Origin of the sequence: Streptomyces gottesmaniae (assembly GCF_031845845.1) — a bacterium.
Taxonomy (GTDB): Bacteria; Actinomycetota; Actinomycetes; order Streptomycetales; family Streptomycetaceae; genus Streptomyces; species Streptomyces akebiae.
In genome coordinates this window covers 1-19,238 of sequence record NZ_JAVRFJ010000008.1, presented here as the reverse complement: position 1 = coordinate 19,238, position 19,238 = coordinate 1, and the positions used below count along the sequence as shown (strand labels likewise).

General features: G+C 70.4%; 18 protein-coding genes and 1 pseudogene. 2 read left to right on the top strand and 17 right to left on the bottom strand.

Annotated features, from left to right (window positions below; translation table 11 throughout):
* The first annotated feature begins 26 nt into the window (after positions 1-26).
* A complete protein-coding gene (locus tag RM704_RS11365) occupies positions 27-1,442 on the top strand; it encodes a DUF2252 domain-containing protein (RefSeq protein ID WP_033527809.1) in 1,416 nt (471 codons plus the stop codon).
* Positions 1,443-1,499: 57 nt separating this feature from the next.
* Here the strand turns inward: RM704_RS11365 and RM704_RS11360 are convergent, their stop codons facing one another.
* The 17 genes and pseudogenes from RM704_RS11360 to solA all read right to left on the bottom strand — a co-directional run bounded on the left by RM704_RS11360 (position 1,500) and on the right by solA (position 18,559).
* The gene (locus tag RM704_RS11360) at positions 1,500-1,697 is read right to left on the bottom strand and encodes a DUF8691 family protein (RefSeq protein WP_033527810.1); all 198 of its coding nucleotides are present in this window, start codon (positions 1,695-1,697) and stop codon (positions 1,500-1,502) included.
* Positions 1,698-1,871: 174 nt separating this feature from the next.
* Positions 1,872-2,393: a hypothetical protein gene (locus RM704_RS11355; RefSeq protein WP_033527811.1), complete on the bottom strand. Its 522-nt coding sequence runs from the start codon at positions 2,391-2,393 to the stop codon at positions 1,872-1,874.
* Between the two features lie 48 nt (positions 2,394-2,441).
* Positions 2,442-4,142, bottom strand: coding sequence for an MFS transporter (locus RM704_RS11350; protein ID WP_311590503.1), 1,701 nt, complete (start codon positions 4,140-4,142; stop codon positions 2,442-2,444).
* Between the two features lie 292 nt (positions 4,143-4,434).
* Positions 4,435-4,788 carry a cupin domain-containing protein gene (locus RM704_RS11345; RefSeq protein ID WP_033527812.1) on the bottom strand — a complete coding sequence of 118 codons (354 nt, stop codon included), beginning with the start codon at positions 4,786-4,788 and terminating at the stop codon, positions 4,435-4,437.
* A 106-nt stretch (positions 4,789-4,894) separates the two neighbouring features.
* A pseudogene (gene aspA, locus RM704_RS11340) lies at positions 4,895-5,311 on the bottom strand (aspartate ammonia-lyase); the annotation flags it as partial.
* A 77-nt stretch (positions 5,312-5,388) separates the two neighbouring features.
* Positions 5,389-6,672 carry an NAD(P)/FAD-dependent oxidoreductase gene (locus RM704_RS11335; RefSeq protein WP_033527814.1) on the bottom strand — a complete coding sequence of 428 codons (1,284 nt, stop codon included), beginning with the start codon at positions 6,670-6,672 and terminating at the stop codon, positions 5,389-5,391.
* A gap of 49 nt (positions 6,673-6,721) precedes the next feature.
* Entirely contained in the window at positions 6,722-7,393 is a 672-nt protein-coding gene (locus RM704_RS11330) for a haloacid dehalogenase type II (RefSeq protein WP_033527815.1), read from the bottom strand.
* 57 nt (positions 7,394-7,450) lie between these two features.
* Complete coding sequence (locus tag RM704_RS11325; protein ID WP_033527816.1) at positions 7,451-8,389, bottom strand: aldo/keto reductase; 939 nt, start codon at positions 8,387-8,389, stop codon at positions 7,451-7,453.
* Entirely contained in the window at positions 8,386-9,846 is a 1,461-nt protein-coding gene (locus RM704_RS11320) for an aldehyde dehydrogenase family protein (protein WP_033527817.1), read from the bottom strand. Before RM704_RS11320 ends, RM704_RS11325 begins: the two co-directional genes overlap by 4 nt.
* Positions 9,843-10,796 (bottom strand): succinylglutamate desuccinylase/aspartoacylase family protein, encoded by a 954-nt coding sequence (locus tag RM704_RS11315; protein WP_033527818.1) that lies wholly within the window; start codon positions 10,794-10,796, stop codon positions 9,843-9,845. Before RM704_RS11315 ends, RM704_RS11320 begins: the two co-directional genes overlap by 4 nt.
* Positions 10,797-10,819: 23 nt before the next feature.
* Positions 10,820-12,178 carry an aminotransferase class III-fold pyridoxal phosphate-dependent enzyme gene (locus RM704_RS11310; protein WP_033527819.1) on the bottom strand — a complete coding sequence of 453 codons (1,359 nt, stop codon included), beginning with the start codon at positions 12,176-12,178 and terminating at the stop codon, positions 10,820-10,822.
* Complete coding sequence (locus RM704_RS11305) at positions 12,175-13,041, bottom strand: ABC transporter permease (RefSeq protein ID WP_033527820.1); 867 nt, start codon at positions 13,039-13,041, stop codon at positions 12,175-12,177. The genes RM704_RS11310 and RM704_RS11305 overlap by 4 nt, the downstream gene beginning before the upstream one ends.
* On the bottom strand, positions 13,038-13,934 hold the full coding sequence (locus RM704_RS11300; protein WP_033527821.1) for an ABC transporter permease: 897 nt from the start codon (positions 13,932-13,934) through the stop codon (positions 13,038-13,040). The genes RM704_RS11305 and RM704_RS11300 overlap by 4 nt, the downstream gene beginning before the upstream one ends.
* A gap of 3 nt (positions 13,935-13,937) precedes the next feature.
* A complete protein-coding gene (locus tag RM704_RS11295; protein WP_033527822.1) occupies positions 13,938-15,077 on the bottom strand; it encodes an ABC transporter ATP-binding protein in 1,140 nt (379 codons plus the stop codon).
* Complete coding sequence (locus RM704_RS11290; RefSeq protein WP_033527823.1) at positions 15,070-16,173, bottom strand: ABC transporter substrate-binding protein; 1,104 nt, start codon at positions 16,171-16,173, stop codon at positions 15,070-15,072. Before RM704_RS11290 ends, RM704_RS11295 begins: the two co-directional genes overlap by 8 nt.
* A 182-nt stretch (positions 16,174-16,355) precedes the next feature.
* Positions 16,356-17,423 (bottom strand): succinylglutamate desuccinylase/aspartoacylase family protein, encoded by a 1,068-nt coding sequence (locus tag RM704_RS11285; RefSeq protein WP_033527824.1) that lies wholly within the window; start codon positions 17,421-17,423, stop codon positions 16,356-16,358.
* On the bottom strand, positions 17,420-18,559 hold the full coding sequence (solA, locus tag RM704_RS11280) for an N-methyl-L-tryptophan oxidase (protein WP_033527825.1): 1,140 nt from the start codon (positions 18,557-18,559) through the stop codon (positions 17,420-17,422). The genes RM704_RS11285 and solA overlap by 4 nt, the downstream gene beginning before the upstream one ends.
* Positions 18,560-18,837: 278 nt before the next feature.
* Between solA and RM704_RS11275 the strand changes: the two genes are divergently transcribed.
* Positions 18,838-19,238: IclR family transcriptional regulator (locus RM704_RS11275; protein ID WP_311590502.1), on the top strand; the 401-nt coding region annotated here is incomplete at its 3' end.

Below are 19,238 nucleotides of genomic sequence, written 5' to 3'. Positions count from 1 at the left end.
GGCCGGCGGCCCAGGAGGTGTGTGTCATGACCAGTGCGAGCGGATCCGCGGCGTCACCGACCGTGGCCGAGAGGGCGGCGCACGGCCGGGAGGCGCGCCAACGCGCCTCCCGGTCCTGTCACGGCTGGTTCGAGTCGGACGCGGACGCCGGCCGGACCGACCCGGTCGAGGTGATAGAGCGTCAGTCCGCCACCCGGATACCGGAGTTGGTGCCCATCCGCTACGGCCGCATGCTCGAATCCCCGTTCCGCTTCTACCGGGGCGCCGCGGCCGTCATGGCGTCCGATCTCGGCCCCCTTCCGAACACCGGTCTGACCGTGCAGCTCTGCGGTGACGCCCATCTGCTCAACTTCCGGCTGCTGGCCTCGCCCGAACGCCACCTCGTCTTCGACATCAACGACTTCGACGAGACCCTGGCCGGGCCGTTCGAATGGGACGTGAAACGGCTGGCGGCCAGCTTCGTGATCGCGGGCCGGGCGAACGGCTTGTCGACCGAGGAGCAGGACAGGACGGCACGGACGTGCGTGAAGGCGTACCGGCGCCGCATGCGCGAGTTCGCCGGCATGCGCACCCTGGACATCTGGTACGCACAGGACGACGCCGACCGGCTGCGAGAGCTGATGGCCTCGTCGATGGACAAGGAGACCAGACGCCGTACGACCGAGGCGACCAGGAAGGCCCGTACGCGCACCCATCTCCAGGCCTTCGAGAAGCTGACCCGGGTCACGGCCGAGGGCCGGATGATCGCACCCGACCCCCCGCTGATCACCCCGCTCCGGGACCTGCTGGCGGACTCCGCGGTGAAGGGCCAGGAGGCGGAACTGCGGAACGTGCTGGACCAGTACGTACGGACCCTGTCGTCCGAGCGCCGGCATCTGCTGCGCCGCTACCACGTCGTCGACATGGCCCGGAAGGTCGTGGGCGTGGGCAGCGTCGGCACGCGCTGCTGGATCGTGCTGCTGCTCGGCCGGGACGACTCGGACCCACTGCTGCTCCAGGCCAAGGAGGCGCAGGAGTCCGTCCTCTCCGCACAGCTCGGCGGCGACAGCTACGACAACCAGGGCCGCCGGGTGGTGTCGGGGCAGCGGCTGATGCAGACGACCAGCGACATCTTCCTCGGCTGGACCCATGTCGTCGGTCTGGACGGGCGCGAACGAGACTTCTACGTACGGCAGTTGCACGACTGGAAGGGCATCGCGCGCCCGGAGACCATGGATCCGGTCCTGCTGCGGCTCTTCGCCCGGTTGTGCGGCGCCAGCCTGGCGCGGGCGCACGCCCGCTCCGGCGACCCCGTCGCCATCGCCGCGTACCTGGGCGGCAGTGACCGCTTCGACCGTGCGCTCGCCGAGTTCGCGCAGTCCTACGCCGACCGCAACGACCGGGACTTCGAGGCGCTGGGCGTGGCCGCGCACACGGGTCGGGTCCGCGCCGAGAGCCTTTGAAGCGCGCCCCTGGGGCTCCCCTGGCGACACCCCCAGGGGCTCCCGGAGGCACCCGCCTCACTCCGGCAGTTGACGCATCTCCAGGACGCGCAGCCCCAGGGACTGGCAGCGGGCGAGCAGCCCGTACAGATGCGCCTCGTCGACGACGTGCCCGAACAGGACGGTGTGGCCGGACATCACCACATGGTCCAGTTCGGGGAAGGCGCCGGTCAGCGCCTTCGACAGCGTTCCGTCGACACGGATCTCGTAGCGCATGAGCGGTGTGCCCCCATGGCCGGGTACGGGCGGGCTGTGTTCCTTCTCTGGGTTCCTTCTCTGGGTTCCTTCTCTGCGATCGTCCGTCCTGGGGCGCGGGCCTGGCCTCACCCCGGGAAGGTGAGTCGATGGCGCGGGTGCGGCAGGACGTCTGTGCGTCGATCGGTCGATGGGTCAATGGGTCAGGTAGAGCTTGAACGCGATGATCAGGAGGCCGAGCAGCAGGTTCACCGAGGCCGTGACGGCGACCAGGCCCCACGGGGCGTGGGCCCGGCGGGCCGCGACCACCGACCAGCCCACCTGTCCCGCCACGGCGACCGCGAGCGCCAGCCAGAGGGCTCCCGACAGATCGAGGCCGAGGAGCGGGCTGACCGCGACGGCGGCGGCCGGTGGGACGGCGGCCTTGACGATCGGCCACTCGTCGCGGCACACCTCCAGCACGATCCGGCGGTCCGGGGACCGCTGCGCCAGTCGTGCCCCGAACAGTTGCGCGTGCACATGCGCGATCCAGAACACCAGGCCGGTGAGCAGCAGCAGAAGGACCAGTTCCAGACGGGGGTAGGTCCCCAGGCTCCCGGCGCCGATGATCACGGAGGAGGCGAGCATCGATCCGTAGACGCCGCCGGTGTAGTCGGCCCGGGCCCGACGCTCCGCGCCGCGCCCGCCCCGGGACGCGGCCGGCTCGCTCGTGGACATCGTCTCCGCCTCCCTGACCGTCGGCTCTTGGTCTCCGTCACCGCTGTCTCAGTGGTCCGAGCGGCGCGGGGCGGCCGGTGGGCCGGAGCCGCGCGGCCTGGATCGATCCGGGCCCGACGGCTTCGGACGGTCGGGCCCGGACGGCTTCGGACGGTCGGTGCCGGCCGGCGTCGGACGGTCCGTCCCCCCGCCCGGCAGTCGTGGCGTGACGAGGAACGCGGCGAGGGTGATGCCGCCGGTGGCGAGGATCGCCGCCTTCAGGCCGTCCAGCTGGGCCGAGGCGTAGGAGTCGGCGAGGGCGTCGACCTCGGACGGCGGCAGTCCGGCACGCTCGGCCGCCGTACGCACCTGATCGGTGGGGACGAAGCTGATCCCGGCCTGGAGCGCGACACTCGTCTGCTGCCTGGCCTCCTGCGACAGCGCCGGATTGTCGTCGACCTGTGTGGTGAAGGCCTGGGCCAGGGCGCCGATGAGCAGCGATCCGATGAGCGCGGTGCCGAGGGCGGATCCCAGGTTCTGGGCCGTGAACTGCAGACCGCCGACCTCGCTGCGTTCCTCCTCGCCCACGCTGGACTGCACCACGTTGCCCAGTTGCGAGGCGAGCAGCCCCATGCCGACGCCGAGCAGGGCCATGGCCAGCGCGAACTGGGTGTCGTCGATGACGGGGTCGATGGTGGACAGCAGCCACACGATGGCCCCGGCCAGGGTCACCAGGGCCAGCCGTACCACGCGGCGCGGTCCGGCCCGTCGGCCCAGCCGGGAGGCGACCAGGGAGGCGGCGAGCATGGTGACGGACACGGGGAGCAGCCGCAGTCCGGTCTGGAAGGCGTCGAAGCCCTGCACGACCTGGAGGTAGAGCGGAATGGTGAAGAACAGTCCGAGCAGGATGAGGTTCTGGCTGAGCAGGGCCAGCAGGCCCGACCGCAGCGCGGGGATGTGCAGGAGGGACAGGTGGACCAGGGGGTCGGTGCCTCGGGCCGCCCGCCGGTGCTCCCAGCGCGTGAAGACGAACAGGACGATCACCCCGGCGCCGATGACGAACAGGGTCGGTGCGAAGCCCATGACGGTGAACGGCGGGTTGCGGGGCTGCACCCAGCCCCAGGTACTGCTCTGCAGCACACCGAGCACGCCCAGGGCGAGGCCCGTCGCGGACAGTACGGCGCCGACAGCGTCCATCGGGGGGCGGGCCCCGGTCCGGGGCGCTTCGGTGATCACGCGGCGGAAGCACAGCACGGCCGCGACGACCACGACCTCGCCGGCGAAGACCAGCCGCCAGGTGAGGTACGTCGTCACCCAGCCGCCCAGCAGCGGGCCGACGGCGATCCCGGCCCCGGCCAGCCCGCCGATGACGCCGTAGGCGACGGCCCGGTCCCGGCCCCGGTAGGACTCGGCGACGAGGGCGGCCATGGCCGGCAGCACCATCGCGGCGCCGAGGCCCTCGATGACGGACCAGCCCAGGGCGAGGACCCACAGGGTCGGCGCGACGGCGGTCAGGGCCGAGCCGGTGCCGTAGACCACCAGGCCGAGCAGGAAGAGCCGACGGCGGCCGAGGATGTCGCCGAACCTGCCTCCGATGATCATGAAGGCGGCCATGACCAGCGCGTACAGCGTGATGACGGCCTGGATGGCGGTGACCTCGGTGTCGAAGTCCTCGACCAGTTGGCTGATCGAGACGTTCATGACGGACGTGTCCAGAACCATCAGGAACTGGGCCGTCCCGAGGACGATCAGGGCCCGCCACCGCTTCACGGCATCCACCTCGCCGAATCGGCCCGGGACACCGGCGGGCGCCGTCCGAGCAGCGACCGTCACCGACCGGCCGCCACCCCCCATCCCAGCTCAGAAGCTTCGCAGGCGCCTCACCCGTCACGGGCGAGGCGGCGCCTCGCACGGGCGATGACGCCGATCCGTGGGGGCGTCGAGCCCGTCACGCCACGTCAGCCCGCACGCCCGGCGCACCCCATCGGAATCGGCCGTGATCAGCTTCCAGCCCCGCCGCATCGAACCGGGCGGGCTACGGCCGCGTCGCGCGGCATCAGCGTCACGTCACGATCACGTAGACCTTGCGCACGGTTTCCATGGTCTTCCAGACGCCGACGAAACCCGGCTTCATGACAAAGCTGTCCCCTGCCTTGTAGACCGCCGGTTCGCCGCCTTCCGGCGTGAGTTCGACGATGCCGGAGAGGATGTGGCAGAACTCGAAGGTCTCGCCCTTGATCGAGCGCGTCTCGCCGGGTGTCGCTTCCCAGACGCCCGTACGGATCATGTCCCCGCGGGCGACGTCCTGGGCCCAGGTCTTGAAGGCGGGGTTGCCGGAGATCAGGCGTTCCGGGGGCGGGGCGGACTCGTGCGGAGCGGAGGAGGGATGGGTGTCGATGGTCTTCAGAAGGGACATGCCCTTTCCTTTCGTGAGCTTGAGAGGTCGGTAGCCGCGGCACCGGTCACGGCTCACCACCCCGACGAAACCGCCTGTTGCCCGCCGGGCCGGTACTCCGGGCATGTCAGGTCAGGGCCCGGGGCCGGCCGGCCACGACCTCGGGGCGCAGCAGTTCCCGGAGCCGTTCGGCGGGCAACAGGCCCTTGTCCTGGACGAGTTCGGCCACACCCCGGCCGGTGGCGAGTGCCTCCTTGGCGATGTCGGTGGCCGCGGTGCAACCGATGTACGGGTTGAGGGCGGTGACCAGGCCGATGGAGTTCTCGACGCTCGCCCGGAGCTGATCGGTGTTGGCGGTGATGCCGTCCCCGCAGAGTTCGGCGAGGGTGAGGCAGGCCGCGCGCAGGTGGGTGAGGGACTCCGAGAGGGAGTGCAGGATGATCGGTTCGAAGGCGTTGAGCTGGAACTGTCCCGCCTCGGCGGCCATGGTGATGGTGACGTCGTTGCCGATGACCCCGAAGGCGACCTGGTTGACGACCTCGGGCCGCGGGGACGTCCCAGGACCCTTGCTGGGGAAGTCCCCGCGGTTTCGACGCCGTCGGCATCGGCATCGCCATCGGCTCAGAGCAGCTTGTCCTTGGCCTTGTAGTAGGCGCCGCCGAACGGCAGGAACCAGGGGGTGCCGTTGTAGAAGGGGACGGGTACCTTCGGGAAGCCGAAGCCGCGCAGGGGGTTGGCGTCCGGCTTGCCGTCCATCATCTCGGCCACGGCCCGGCCCATGTACGTGGCCATCTGGACGCCGTGGCCGCAGTAGCCCATGGAGTAGTACAGGCCGTTGACGTCACCCGCGTGCGGAACGCGGTCCCAGGAGAAGCCGACCATGCCGCCCCAGACGTAGTCGATCCGCACCCCGGCCAGCTGCGGGAAGATCTCCGTCATCTCCCGCTTGAGGATGTCGCCGCTCTTGACGTCGGAGGCCGGGTTGGAGGGGGCGAAGCGGGCCCGGCCGCCGAAGGCGAGGCGGTTGTCCGGGGTGAGGCGGACGTAGTGGCCGACGTTCTTGTGGGCGACCAGGAGGCGGCCGTTGGGGATGAGCTCCTTGGCGCGTGCCTCCCCCAGCGGCTCGGTGACGATGATGAAGCTGCCGACGTTGATCAGCCGCTTGCGGAACCACGGCATCGACGTGTCGGTGTAGGCGTCCGTCGCCGCCATGACCTGCTTGGCACGGATGGTGCCGTTCATGGTCTCCACCAGGAAGCCGCCGCCGGGGAGGCGGGTGAGGCCGGTGGCGGCGTTGCGCTCGTGGATCTCGGCGCCGGCGCGCTCGGCGGCGCCTGCCAGGCCACCGACGAACTTGCCCACGTGCAGGCCCGCGCTGAGCGGGTCGAGCAGGGCACCGTGGTAGTAGTCCGTGCCGAGCTCGGCGCGCAGTTCGCTCTTGCTCAGGACGACCGTCTCGTGGCCGAAGTTGTCGGCCAGGTCGCGCTGCTTGGCCCGCAGGCCGTCGAAGTGCCCGGGCTTGCAGACCGCGCCGAGGCGCCCGGAGCGGTTGAAGTCGCAGTCGATGTTCTCGGTGTGGGTGAGCTCCTCGACGACGTCGACCGCCTCGCGGAAGGCGTCGTACAGCTCACGGGCCCGCTCCTGCCCGTAGCGCTTGCGCGCCTCGGCGGGGCTGATGGTGATGCCCTGGGTGCACATGCTGCCGTTGCGCCCGGAGGCGCCCGAGCCGACCTTGTCCTTCTCGACGAGGACGGTACGGGCGCCCTTGCGGGCGGTGTGGTAAGCGGTGGACAGCCCGGTGAGGCCGCCGCCGATCACCACCACGTCCGCCTCGTCGGGCAAGTCCTTGCCCGAACGGTCGGGCAGGGCGGGGGCTGTGTCCAGCCAGTAGGGGATCTGCTTCATGGCGTGCGTCCTCTGTGTTCTCGGTCTGGTTCGCCGGTTGCGCCGTCGGTCAGCAGCCGAGCAGCTTCGGCAGGCCCGACAGGTCGGGCAGCTCGTCGTAGGGCTGGTAGTCGGCGCTGCCGGGGCGGCCGTAACGGTTGATCCACACGCGACGCTTCAGGCCGAGGTCGCGGGTCGGGATGTGGTCGTACTCCCAGCCCTGGGCGGTGTGGATGACCTGGGACGGCTCGACGCCCATGGTCCGGAAGGCGTGCTTGAAGGTCTGGCGGTCCGGCTTGTAGGCGCCCGCCTGCTGGGCGGTGATGACGTAGTCGAACTCGACGCCGATGTTCTCGACGTTCCGCGCGATCAGGTTGTCGTCGGTGTTGGAGATGATGGCGATCTCGTACCTGGTCTTCAGCGCGCGCAGGGCCTCCGGCACCTCCGGGAAGGGACCGAAGGTGGGAACCGCGTCCACCAGGGCCTCGCCGTCGGAGTCGCGGTACTCCAGGCCGTGCAGGCGCATGGCGTTGCGCAGGCTGGAGGGCAGGGCCTCGTGGTAGGGGCGGTAGGCCTCCAGGACGGCTTGGAAGCGCATGACGCGGAAGTCGTCGAGGAACTCGTCGACGTCCAGGTTGTCCAGGTCCAGCCGGCCGGAGTCGGAAAGGATCTTCAGGGTGGTGGGGCCGAGCTGGAAGTCGATCAGGGTTCCATAGGCGTCGAAGGTGACGATCTCTCGCATGGTGTTCAGCCTCGATCTCGCGGGTTCACGGATTTTCCGGGGGTGAGGGTGGGGGCTTCAGACGACGCGTTCGCCGGGGGTGACGATCGCGTCGAGCGCGGCCAGGTCGGCCGGGGTGGGAATCCAGTCGGCCGCCGTCGCGTTGGCGGTGACCTGTTCGGGGGTCATGGCGCCGCAGATGACGGAGCCGACGGCGGGGAGCGCGGCCAGTGCGCCCACGGCGACCTGGAGGAGGGTGAGTCCTCGTTCGGCGCCGTACGCGGTGAGCGCCTCGGCCCTGTCGAGGGCGGCGTCGGTGAGCCAGCCCTGGCGCCAGGACAGCCGGCTGCCGGCCGGGGGTTGCTCGCCGCGCCGGTACTTGCCGCTGAGCAAACCGTTGGCCAGCGGGTAGTACGGCAGCAGTCCGACGCCGTGGCGCAGGCAGGCCGGGATCAGGTCCCGCTCCACCGCCCGGTCGAGCAGGTGGTAGCGGGCCTGGGTGGAGACGAAGGCGTCGGTGAGGTCCTCGGCCGGAAGGTTGGAGCAGCCGATGTGGCGGACCTTGCCCTCGTCCACCAGCTCCCGGAGCGCGGCGACCGTCTCCTCCAGCGGGGTGACGCCGTCCGGCTCGTGGTACTGGTACAGGTCGATCCGATCCGTGCCGAGTCGGCGCAGCGACGCCTCGACGGCGTACCGGATGTAGGGGCGGGCGCCGCGCCGGCCGTAGAGGTCGGCCTCCTGACCCATCTCCATGCCGAACTTGGTGGCCAGCACGACCTCGTCGCGGCGTCCTTTGAGAGCGGCCCCGAGGAGCCGTTCGCCGTCACCGCGCCCGCTGTCGCTCTCGCCGAACCCGCCGTACATGTCGGCGGTGTCGAACAGGGTGATGCCCGCGTCGAGGGCCGCGTGGACGACCGCCTTCGTGCCGTCCTCGTCCAGACGGGAGCCGAAGTTGTTCCCGCCGACACCGACCACGGAGACGGTCGGGCCGCGCTCGCCCAGCGCGCGATATCTCATGACCGGCTCCCGAAGCCGATGCAGACGTTCTTGGTCTGCGTATAGCTGTCGAGGGCCGCGAGACCCTTCTCCCGCCCCCAGCCGCTGTGCTTGTAGCCGCCGAAGGGGAGCTCGACGCCGGTGCCGACGCCGGTGGCGTTGACGTAGACCTGGCCGGCCCGGATGCCCTCGGCCAGGCGCATCGCCTTGTCGATGTCGCGGGTCCAGACGTAGGAAGCCAGGCCGTACGGGCTGTCGTTGGCGATGTCCAGGGCCTGGTCGGCGTCGTCGAACTCGATGACGGTGACGACGGGGCCGAAGATCTCCTCGCGGGCGCACCGGGCGTCGTTGGTGACGCCGGTGAGGACGGTCGGCTCGACGTAGTAGCCGTCGGCGAGGGCCGGGTCGGTCGGCGCTCGACCGCCGGCCCGGGCCACGGCGCCCTCCTCGCGGGCCAGGTCCAGGTAGCCGAGGACCCGGTCGCGCTGCCGGGCGGCGACCAGCGGGCCGACGTCCGGGTCGGTGAGCCCCGGGCCGACGCGCAGGGAGGCGGCGTGGTCGACCAACTTGTCGAGGAACTCCTCGGCGCCGCGCTGGAGCAGCAGCCGGGTGCCCGCCGAGCAGGTCTGGCCGGCGTTGCCGAAGGCCGAGGCCGCGACGGCGGTGAGTGCCAGGTCGAAGTCGGCGTCGGCGAAGACGACGACGGGGGACTTGCCGCCCAGTTCGGTGACGGAGGGCACCACGTTGGCGGCGGCGGCCTGGGCGACCTTGATGCCGGTCGGCACCGAGCCGGTGAAGGTGACCTGGTTGATGTCCGGGTGGCCGGCGAGAGCCGCGCCGGTCTCGCCGTCACCGGGGACGACGTTCAGGACGCCCGGCGGCAGACCGCACTCCAGGGCGATCCTGCCGATCTCCAGCGGGGTGAGCGGCGCCTCGGGCGAGGGCTTGAGCACCACCGTGCAACCGGCCGCCAGCGCGGGGGCGGAGCCCCTGGCGGTGTTCTGCAGCGGGTAGTTGAACGGGATGATCTGGCCGGAGACACCGATCGGCTCACGCACGGTGTAGTCGATCAGGCCGGGCCCGAGGGGGATCGTGGTGCCGCCGAGCTTGTCGGCGACGCCCGCGTAGAACTCGAAGTAGCGGGCCGCCGCCTCGACATCGGCCTTGGCCTGGCTCAGTGGCTTGCCGACGTCCTGGCTCTCCAGCCGGGCCAGCCGTTCGCCCTGGTAGCGGATGGCCTCCGCGATCCGGTACAGGACCCGTCCCCGGTCCGCGGCGCGCATGCGGGCCCACGCGGGAGAGGCGAGGGCCGAGCGGGCCGCCGCCACCGCCTGGTCCACGTCCGCCGTGCCGGCCAGCGCCACCTGGGCGATGGCGGTGCCGTCGGACGGGTCGAGGACGGTGAAGGAGCGGCCGTCGGCGGCGGGCACCTGCTTGCCGTCGATGAGCAACTCGGTCAACCGCAGTTCGCCGGTCATGGCCGGATCTCTTCCTGCACCTCGCCGAAGATGACGACCTCGTCGCCGGGGCGGACGGTACGGATCCGGCGGACCCAGAGCACGATGCCGTCCTGCGGGGCGAGGACCTCCTCCAGCGTGTCGCCGTAGTGGTCGACGATGTGGGCGATCAGGTCGCCTTCCTTGCAGGTGTCCCCCGGCTCGGCGTGGCCGACGAAGAAGCCTCCGGAGTCGGAGCGGGCGAAAGTGCCGGAGACCGTGGTGTAGGTGTCCCGCAACTCCGCCGCACCGTCGATCATCCCGAGCTGCCGGAGGATGTTGCGGACGGAGTGCATGTGCAGGGTGACGTTCTCCTCGCGGTAGGTGCCGCCGCCGACCTCGATGGTGATGGCGGGCTTGCCCGCCGCGAGGGTGGGATGGCGCACCGTGCCGCCCCACTTGCCGCCCTTCCAGACCAGCTCGTGCCCGGCCGCGAGGGCCATGTCCGTCGCCAGTTCCTCGTAGCCGCCCTGAAGGATGACCAGCGGGGCGATCTCACCGAACGTGCCGCCGGTGTGCAGGTCGACCAGAGCGTCGATGGCCGGGACGACCTGCTCGACGAAGGTGGCGGCCAGGCGCAGCGAGTACGAGCCGTCCGCGTCACCGGGGAAGATGCGGTTGAGGTTGAGGTGGTCCAGGCCGCTGGTGCGGGCCGCCGCCTCGAAGGCCGGGGTGTTCATGCAGGGGATGGCGACGAGCGTGCCGCGCAGGGTGGCCGGGTCGATCTCGGCGACCACGCGGCGGACGGCTTCCTGGCCGTCGTACTCGTCGCCGTGCACGCCGGCGTCCACACACAGGACCGGGCCGTCCTGCGCGCCGTTGACGACGATCAGTGGGATGCCGAGTTCCACACCGTAGCTGCTGGTGCCGACCGGGATGAGGCCTTGGGCGCGCTCGCCGGGGGCGACGGTCAGTGGACCGATGGAGTACATGTCGTTCCTTTCCGAAACATGGATCAGATGCGGGCGGACGCCTCGGCGAGGGTCTCCGCGAGGATGTCGGCGATACGGTCGAGAAGGGCCCGGTCGCTGATCAGCGGGGGCGCGATCTGGACCAGTGGCGCGGACCGGTTGTAGACGCGGGCGAGGAGGCCGGCCTCGCGCAGCCGGCGCGGGATCAGGTCGGCGATCAGGTCGGCGCGGGCGGTGTCGCCGAAGCCGCCGTCCTCGTGGTCGCCGACGAGTTCGCAGGCGTAGAAGAACCCGGCTCCCCGGACGTCGCCGACGATTCTCAGGTCCGCGAGGGATGCCATGCGGCCCGCCAAGTGGCCTTGGAGGTCACGGACGTTCTCCAGGATCCGGTCCCGCTCCATGATCTCCAGGTTGCGCAGGGCGATGGTCGCGCTCAGCGGGTGCCCGGCGAAGGTGTAGCCGTGGTTGAGGACCGCGCCGGGCCGGTTGATGACCTCGACGACACCCTGGCCGACCAGAGTCGCCCCCATGGGTGCGTAACCGGCGGTGATGCCCTTGGCGACGGTGATCATGTCCGGGCGGGCGCCGTAGCGGTCCCCGCCGAACCACTCCCCGAGCCGTCCGAAGGCCGTGATCACCTCGTCGGCGACGAGCAGGAGTCCGTACCGGTCGGCCAGCGCCCGCAGACCCTGCCAGTAACCCTGGGGCGGGGTGATGCAGCCGCCCCGGTTCTGCACCGGCTCGGCGATCAGCATGGCGACGGTCTCCGGACCCTCGGCCAGGATCGCGTCCTCCAGCTCGGCGAGCAGCCGTGCGGTGTACAGGCCGTCGTCCGCGTATTCCGGTGCGAGACCGAAGCGGTCGGTGTTGGACACGAAGCGGGTGTCGATCGCCGGCGGGCCGTACGGTTCCGTCAGGCCGGGGTCATCGGTGAGGGAGAGGGTGCCGATGGTCAGTCCGTGGTAGGCGCCGCGCCGAGCGATGGCCTTGGTGCGGCCCGGTTCGCCGCGCAGCGCGTGGTAGCGGCGGGCGATCTTCCAGGCGGTCTCGACGGCTTCGGCGCCGCCGCTGGAGAAGAAGGTGTGCTCGATGTCGACGGGGGCGATCCGCGACAGCCGCTCGGCGAGTTCGATCGCCGTGGGGTGCGCGGAGCCGGACCACAGCGGGCTGTAGCACAGCTCGCGCAGCTGCTTCTCGGCCGCCTCGGCGAACTCGGGGCCGTAGGAGTAGCCGAGCTGGCAGCAGTACAGCCCCGACAGTCCGTCGATGTAGCGGTTGCCGTCAGCGTCGTCGACGTACGGGCCCTCGCCGCGGCTGACGACGAACAGTTCCTGGCCCGGCATGGCGAGCGATCCGTTGGCGGTCATGTGCAGCAGCAGGTGCCGCTGAGCGGTGGCGATCATACGGTCTCGCCTCCGGGTGCGGCGACGCCCACCGTGTTCTCGACCGAGAGCAGGGATTCCTGCCGTCCGGTGCCGATCCAGCGGACCAGGGCGACGAGGCCGAGGGCGAGGACGGCGAAGGCGATGAGGATGGCGCTGACGGCGGTCACGCTGGGGTCGATCTCGAAGGTGAGGGAGTTGTAGACCTGCACGGGCAGGGTGACGGTGTCGACGGACGAGAGGAACTGGGAGATGTAGAACTCGTCGAAGCTGGTGATGAAGGAGAAGATCGCCGCCGCGATCATGCCCGGCGCCGCCAGGGGGAAGGTGATCTTCCGGGCGATCGTCAGACGGCCCGCGCCCATGCTGGCCGCGGCGTCCTCCAGCCGTTCGTCGATGCCTCGCAGGGTCGCGATCAGGATCAGCACCGCGATCGGTGAGGCCAGCACGGTGTGACCGAGCGCGATCGCGATCGGGCTGCCCAGCATCGCGGCCGGTTCGAAGAGCAGGAACAGCCCGAGCGCGGTGACGATCTGCGGGATGACCAGCGGCCCGAGGACCAGGGCGAACACCGCCGAGCGCAGCGGGAGTTCGCTGCGGACCAGGGCGGTCGCCGCGGTCACCCCGATGATCAGGGAGAACACGGTGCTCAGAGCGGCGACCAGGGCGCTCAGGGAGAGCGCGGCGGGCCATTTGCTGCCGTCGGCGAACAGCGCCTTGTACCAGTTCAGCGTCCACGCCTCGGGCGGGAAGGCGGCGAAGGCGTTGTTGCTGAAGGAGGTGACGAGGATGACGACGATCGGCAGTGCCAGGAACAGCAGGATGACGGTGGCGACGGCGGTCAGGGCGATCCGTCCGGTGAGGGTCTTGCGCAGCTCCATCATGAGGCGTTCCTCTTCTTACGGCTGGCGCCCAGGGAGCTGACGGCCTTGACCAGCAGCAGTCCGGCCAGGGTGAGCACCAGCAGGATGACGCCCTGCGCGGCCGCCCCGTTCCACTGGTTCTCCTTCGTCACCTGCTGGTTGATGAGGGTGGCGATCATCGTCTGGTTGGGGCCGCCCATCAGGGCCGGGGTGATGTAGTAGCCCAGTGACAGGATGAAGCTGAGCAGGCCGGCACTGGCCAGGCCGGGCGCGACCAGCGGCAGATAGACCCGGCGGAAGATCGTCACCCGTCCCGCGCCCATGCTCGACGCGGCCGCGAGCAGGCGGCGGTCCACACCGCGCATCACCCCGTACAACAGCAGCACCGTGTACGGCAGCATCATCGAGGTGGTACCGATGACCACACCGAGCTCGTTGTAGAGCAGATGGAACGGCGCACCGGGGACCGACACGGCGGCCAGGGTCTCGTTCACCAGGCCCTTGTCGCCGAGCATGATGATCCAGCCGTAGGTGCGCACCAGGGCGCTGACGAAGTGCGGCACGACCACGACCAGCATCGCGAGTCCCGCCCACAGCGGCTTGAGCCGGGAGATCGCCTGGGCCAGGACGAACCCGAAGACCAGGCTCAGCACCGCTGTCTCGGCGGAGATCCGCAGCGTGGTGAGCAGCACCGACAGGTTGACCCCGGTCAGCGCGTCGGCGTACCAGTGCAAGGTGAACGAGCCGTCGGCGTCCTTCAGGCTCAGCAGCAGCGTGCTGAAGATCGGGTAGACGAACAGCACCAGCAGATAGACCACGACCGGCAGCGCGTACAGGATCCCGACCCGGGTCCGGCGCGAGGCCAGGAGCTTGCGCGGACGGGCGGGAGCGCCCGCGGTGAGGGCGGCTGCCATGGCTCACCCTCCCTGTTCGTCGGCGAAGAGGTTGACGTCCTCGGGGTCGGCGGTGATCCCGACCCGCTCACCGGCGACCGGGCCACGGCCGGCCGGGACCTCCAGCCGCAGCAGTGGCGCCTCCTTGCCGTCGATGCGCACCCCCGCGCGGACCAGGGTGCCCACGTAGGTGGCCATCTCGACCGTGCCGGTACAGAACCCGTCGTCGGTGGCGACGGCCCGCAGCCGGCCCGGCTGCACAGCGACCTTCACCTGCGTACCCGGGGCCAACCGGTGACGGCGCGCCTTCAGCAAGCCGCCGGACCTGTCCAGGCGGACGAGGGTGTGCTCGTCGGTGTGCTGCTCCACGCGGCCGGGCAGGAAGTTGGCCGCGCCGAGGAAGTCCGCGACGAACGGCGTCCTCGGCCGCTCGAACAGCTCCCGGGGGGTGTCGAACTGCTCGATCAGGCCGTTGCGCATCACCGCGATGCGGTCGGACATGACCAGCGCCTCTTCCTGATCGTGCGTCACATAGATGACGGTCAGGCCGAGTTCCTGCTGGATGGTCTTGATCTCGACCTGGAGCTGGTCGCGGAGCTTCTTGTCCAGGGCGCCGAGGGGTTCGTCCATGAGGATGACCGGTGGTCGGTAGACCAGCGCCCGGCACAGCGCGACCCGCTGCTGCTGACCACCGGACAGCTCACGCGGCTTACGGCCGCCGAACCCCGACAGACCCGCGATCTCCAGTGTCTCGCCCACCCGGCGGCGGATCTCGTCCTTGCTCACCCCGCGCAGCGTCAGTGGGAAGGCGACGTTCTCACTCACGGTCATGTGGGGGAAGAGCAGGTACTGCTGGAAGACGAAGCCCAGGTTCCGCCTCTGCGGGGCGAGGCGGGTGACGTCACGGTCCCCGACGGTGATGGTGCCGGAGTCGGGTTCGCAGAACCCGGCGATCATCATCAGGGTCGTGGTCTTGCCCGACCCGGAGGAGCCGAGGAAGGTGACGAACTCCCCGGCCGCGATCTCCATGGACGCCTCGTCGACGGCGACGACGTCGCCGTAGGTCTTGCGCAGGGCCACCACCGACAGCGACTTGCCGGTCGCGGTGGCCGACTTGTTGCCGGCCACCTTGACGGACGGTGTGGCGATTCCGAATTCAGCCACGAGCCCACTCCAGCCAGCGCTTGGTGACGGCCGATTCGTTCTTCAGCCACCAGTCGACATCCGCGTCGAAGCCCTTGTCGTAGTACTTCGGCGCACCGGCGAGTGCGTTGCGCTCGTCCTCGGTGAGCTTCTCGTAGGCCACCGGGGAGGACGGGTTCGACGGGAAGACCTTGGCCAGATTGGCCTGGCTCTCGGGGCGCAGCGAGAAGTCCATGAGCTGGTAGGCGGCGTCCACGTTGGCCGCGCCCTTGGCGATGGCGTAGCCCTGGTACTGGCGGCGCATGCCGTGGAGCTGCCTCTCGACCGGGACGCCCTGCTTCTGCAGATCGGCGATCCGGCCGTCCCAGACGGTGGACATCGTCACCTCCTGGCGGCTGAGGAGCACACCGGGGAGCGGGCCGCTGTCCCAGAACTTCTTGATGTCGGAGCGCAGCCGGGTCAGCACCTTGAAGGCGCGGTCCACATCGAGCGGATACAGCTTGTCCATCGGGACGCCGTCGGCCAGCAGCGCGAACTCCAGCTCGGGCAGGTCGCCGTCCGGGCTGCACATCGAACGGCCGCCCTGGAACGCCTTGGTGTCCCAGAAGTCCGCCCAGGACTCGGGCTTGCGGCCACCGAAGGCGTCGGTGCGGTACGCCATGCACTGGCCGTAGAAGCTGTGGCCGACGGCATGCTCGGTGATCTGATTTTCGGGGATCCTCGCGCTCTTCAGGCTCTTGATCCGGTCCCGGTCCAGGGTCTCCAGGGCGTCCTCGGCCACGTACCTGACGTGGGACGTCATCGTGATGTTGATGAGGTCGCACTGCGGGCGGCCCTGCTTGATCTGGGCCAGCAGCGGGGCGTCGTCGAGGTTGAGCACCTTGACGGCGATCCCGGTTTCCTGGGTGAACGGCGTGTAGATCGCCTTCTGGAAGGCCGCGCCGTAGGAACCGCCGCTGTCGCGGACGACCACCGTCTTGCCGCTCTTGCCGCTGCCGCCGACGGACCGGCTGGTGCCGGTACCGCAGGCGCCGAGGGTGGTCGCGGCGGCGACGCCCGCCGTGACCCCGCCTATTCCTCGCAGGAACAGTCTGCGGTCTATCCGGGCATCTTTCATCGTGTGCCTCCTGGTGGTGCCGGCCGTGAGAAGAGGGGTGGCTGGGGACGTGGAGAAGGGGGATGGTGGGAACGGTGGTCTAGGGGGTGTTTCACAAGTCCTGTGCGGTGCCCGCGGTGTCCGGTGCGTGCTCTCGGCGTGCCGGGCGCCGTGGGTGCTGTGCGGGACTTTCGAAACACCCCCTAGGTGCGGGGGCCCGCCTCGTCGGACCCGGCGCCCACACCGGGGGTTCGGAGGATGTCGGCCCGCGCGGCCGTGTCGGGGTCCCACGGGACGGCGAGGGCGGCGAGTTCGGTGCCGGGGGCGACGGTGAGGCCGTGCATGCCGTAGAAGATCCGTCCGCCGGCCGGGGCGTGGACCGTGTGCTCCGTGCCGTCGGCCGGGTCGACGATGCGGCCCAGGACGTCGCCCTCGGCGACTTCGCCGATGACGTCGGCGCCGAAGGAGAACTCCGGGTACCACAGGCCGGTGGCCTCGGCGGTGACGCCGGCGGACCAGACCCACTCACGGATCGCGGCCGAGGCGGAGCCGGTCTGCTCAAGGACGCCCAGGTGGCGCAGTGCCGTGAGGAGTCCGTCGACGCGGCGGAGGGCCGTGGGCTCGTCCCGCTGCCCGAGTGAGCCGACCTCGACCAGGACCGCCGAGATGCCCCGGCGGGCGGCGGCCGCGTGGCTGTTGCCGCCGTCGGCCTTCAGTCCGAGGATGACGTCCTCGATGCCGAAGGAGCCTGCCAGTTCGGCCGTCGCCTTGTCGAGGTCCGCGTCACCGGTGAGGCGGTAGCCGACGAAGTCGCTCAGGACCTGGTCGATGCCGCCGCAGTGCAGGTCGATGTAGACGTCGGCGCCGTCGACGAGGTGGGTGAAGAGCCAGGCGGCCAGCCGCTCGGTGGGGCCGCCGGCCGGGTCGCCGGGGAAGACGCGGTTGAGGTTCACTCCGTCGACCGGGGAGATGTTGAGCCGGCCCTGGTACACGGCGGGCGGGTTGGCGACGGGGCAGATGATCACCTGCCCGTGCACCTCACGGGGGTCCAGCCTGTCCGCCAGTCGTACGACGGCGTCGATGGGCGTGAACTCGCCGCCGTGCACGCCCGCGGTGATGACGACCCGGGGGCCGGGGCGGGAGCCGTTGACCAGGGTCAGCGGAATGTCCGCGGTGAGGGTGCCGAGGTCGGCCCGGACGGTGCCGCCGGCCTTGGCGCCGGGCTGGGCCTCGAGGGACCCGACGGTGAGGGTGGCGTCGTTCATGGTCATGCCTCCGTACGGCCGACGGTGGAGATGAAGTCGATGGGCTGGGACGAGGTGCCGTCCAGCGCCAGGTCTGCGGCGATGTCGCCGAAGGCGGGCGAGAGTTTGAAGCCGTGGCCGGAGAAACCGGCGAGCAGGATCACGTTCTCGGCACCGGGCAGGGGGCCGACCAGGGGGCGGCTGCTCTCGGTGTAGCCCTCCATGTAGACGGAGAGCCGGGTCGGGTCCGGGTGCAGGTCCGGCATGTGACGCCCGATCAGCTCGGAGAAGATCTCCAGCTCTTCCGGCCGCACCGTCCGGTCCAGCTGGTTCGGGTCGCCCGCCGGCTGGTGCAGGGCGCGGGAGAGGCCGAGCTTGACCGAGATGCCGTCCGGGGAGGGCAGGCCGTAGCAGTGGGTGGGCGCGGTCCGGATGAACGCCGGGCGCTCCTCGCCGAACCAGGCCTCGGGGGCGGTCGGCACGTACCAGGCGCTGACCAGGCGGCGGACGTCCACCTCCCACGGCAGGTCGGGCAGCAGGTCGTTGACCCAGGGGCCAGGGGTGACGACGACGGTGTCGAAGCGCTCGCTGCCGGAGTCGGTGCGGATCTCGACGCCGCCCGCGACGGGAACGATCTCGCGGACCGTGCTGTAGCGGTGGATCACGGCGCCCAGCTGCTCGGCGCGACGGGCGGCGCTCTGGATGGTCAGCTCGGGTCGGATGAATCCGGCACGACGGTCGAGTACGGCGGCGTCGCCGTCCTCGATGCGGTACTGGGAGAAACGTTTCGCCAGAAGCTCGGCGTCCAGCACCTCGTGGTCGAGGTCGTGCTCCGCGATGGACTGCAGGACGGTGGCCATCTGGTGGTGCTCGGTCGGCCCCATCAGCAGACATCCGGTCAGCCGGCGCAGCTCGCGGCCGGTCTCCTCCTGGAGCCGCTCCCACAGGGCGTCGGCGTGCTTGAGCAGCGGGACGTAGCGGGAGTCCTCGAAGTGCGCGCTGCGGAAGATCCGGGTCTCACCGCCCGCGGCACCGCGGTCGTGGCCGGGGGCGAACCGGTCGTACCCGACGACCTCGGCGCCTCGGGCCGCCAGCCGCCAGGCGGCCTGGCTGCCCATCGTTCCGACGCCGACGACGGCGACGCGCTTCCTGGCAGCTGACACAGGACTTTCCTTTCGTATCGCCGAGGCGCATGCTGAGCGCCCGACGTGAGACTGATCGATTCGAGGCGGTTTGGACGGGGGCCGGGCCCTTTTGTCGGGCTCTCGGCTCACAGCCGCCGTGTCTCGCGATACCGGCCCACCTCTTCGGGATTTCCCGGGCCGTGCCACATTGTGGAATGCTGTGCTAGAATCTGGCACGAGAATGGCAGCGGCCGGTGGAGGAGTCAAGAGGTGTCCAGCAGAAATTCCGCGGATTAACGGGGGGAAACCGGATGGAAATGAAGAGCGTCACGAGATCGCTGCGCATCCTGGAGGCGGTCGCCCAGCATCAGCCGGTCACCGTCGGGGAGTTGACGAAACTCTTCGGACTGCCGAAGTCGACCGTGCAGCGCACCCTGGTCACCCTCGCCGAGGCGGGCTGGCTGCGCGCGAACCGCAAGGACACCACGCGCTGGGAGATCGGCGCCCGGGTCCTGGCCGTACGACCCGCCGCCCTGCAGGGTTCCAGCCTGTTCGCCGCCGCCCGCGAACCCATGATCCACCTCCGCGACGCGGTCAACGAGACCATCCACCTCTCGGTGCCCGACGCACTGCACAGCATGGTCGTCGTCGACCGCGTCGACTGCGACCATCCCGTACGGACCTTCCACACCATCGGCGACACCTCACCCCTGCACGC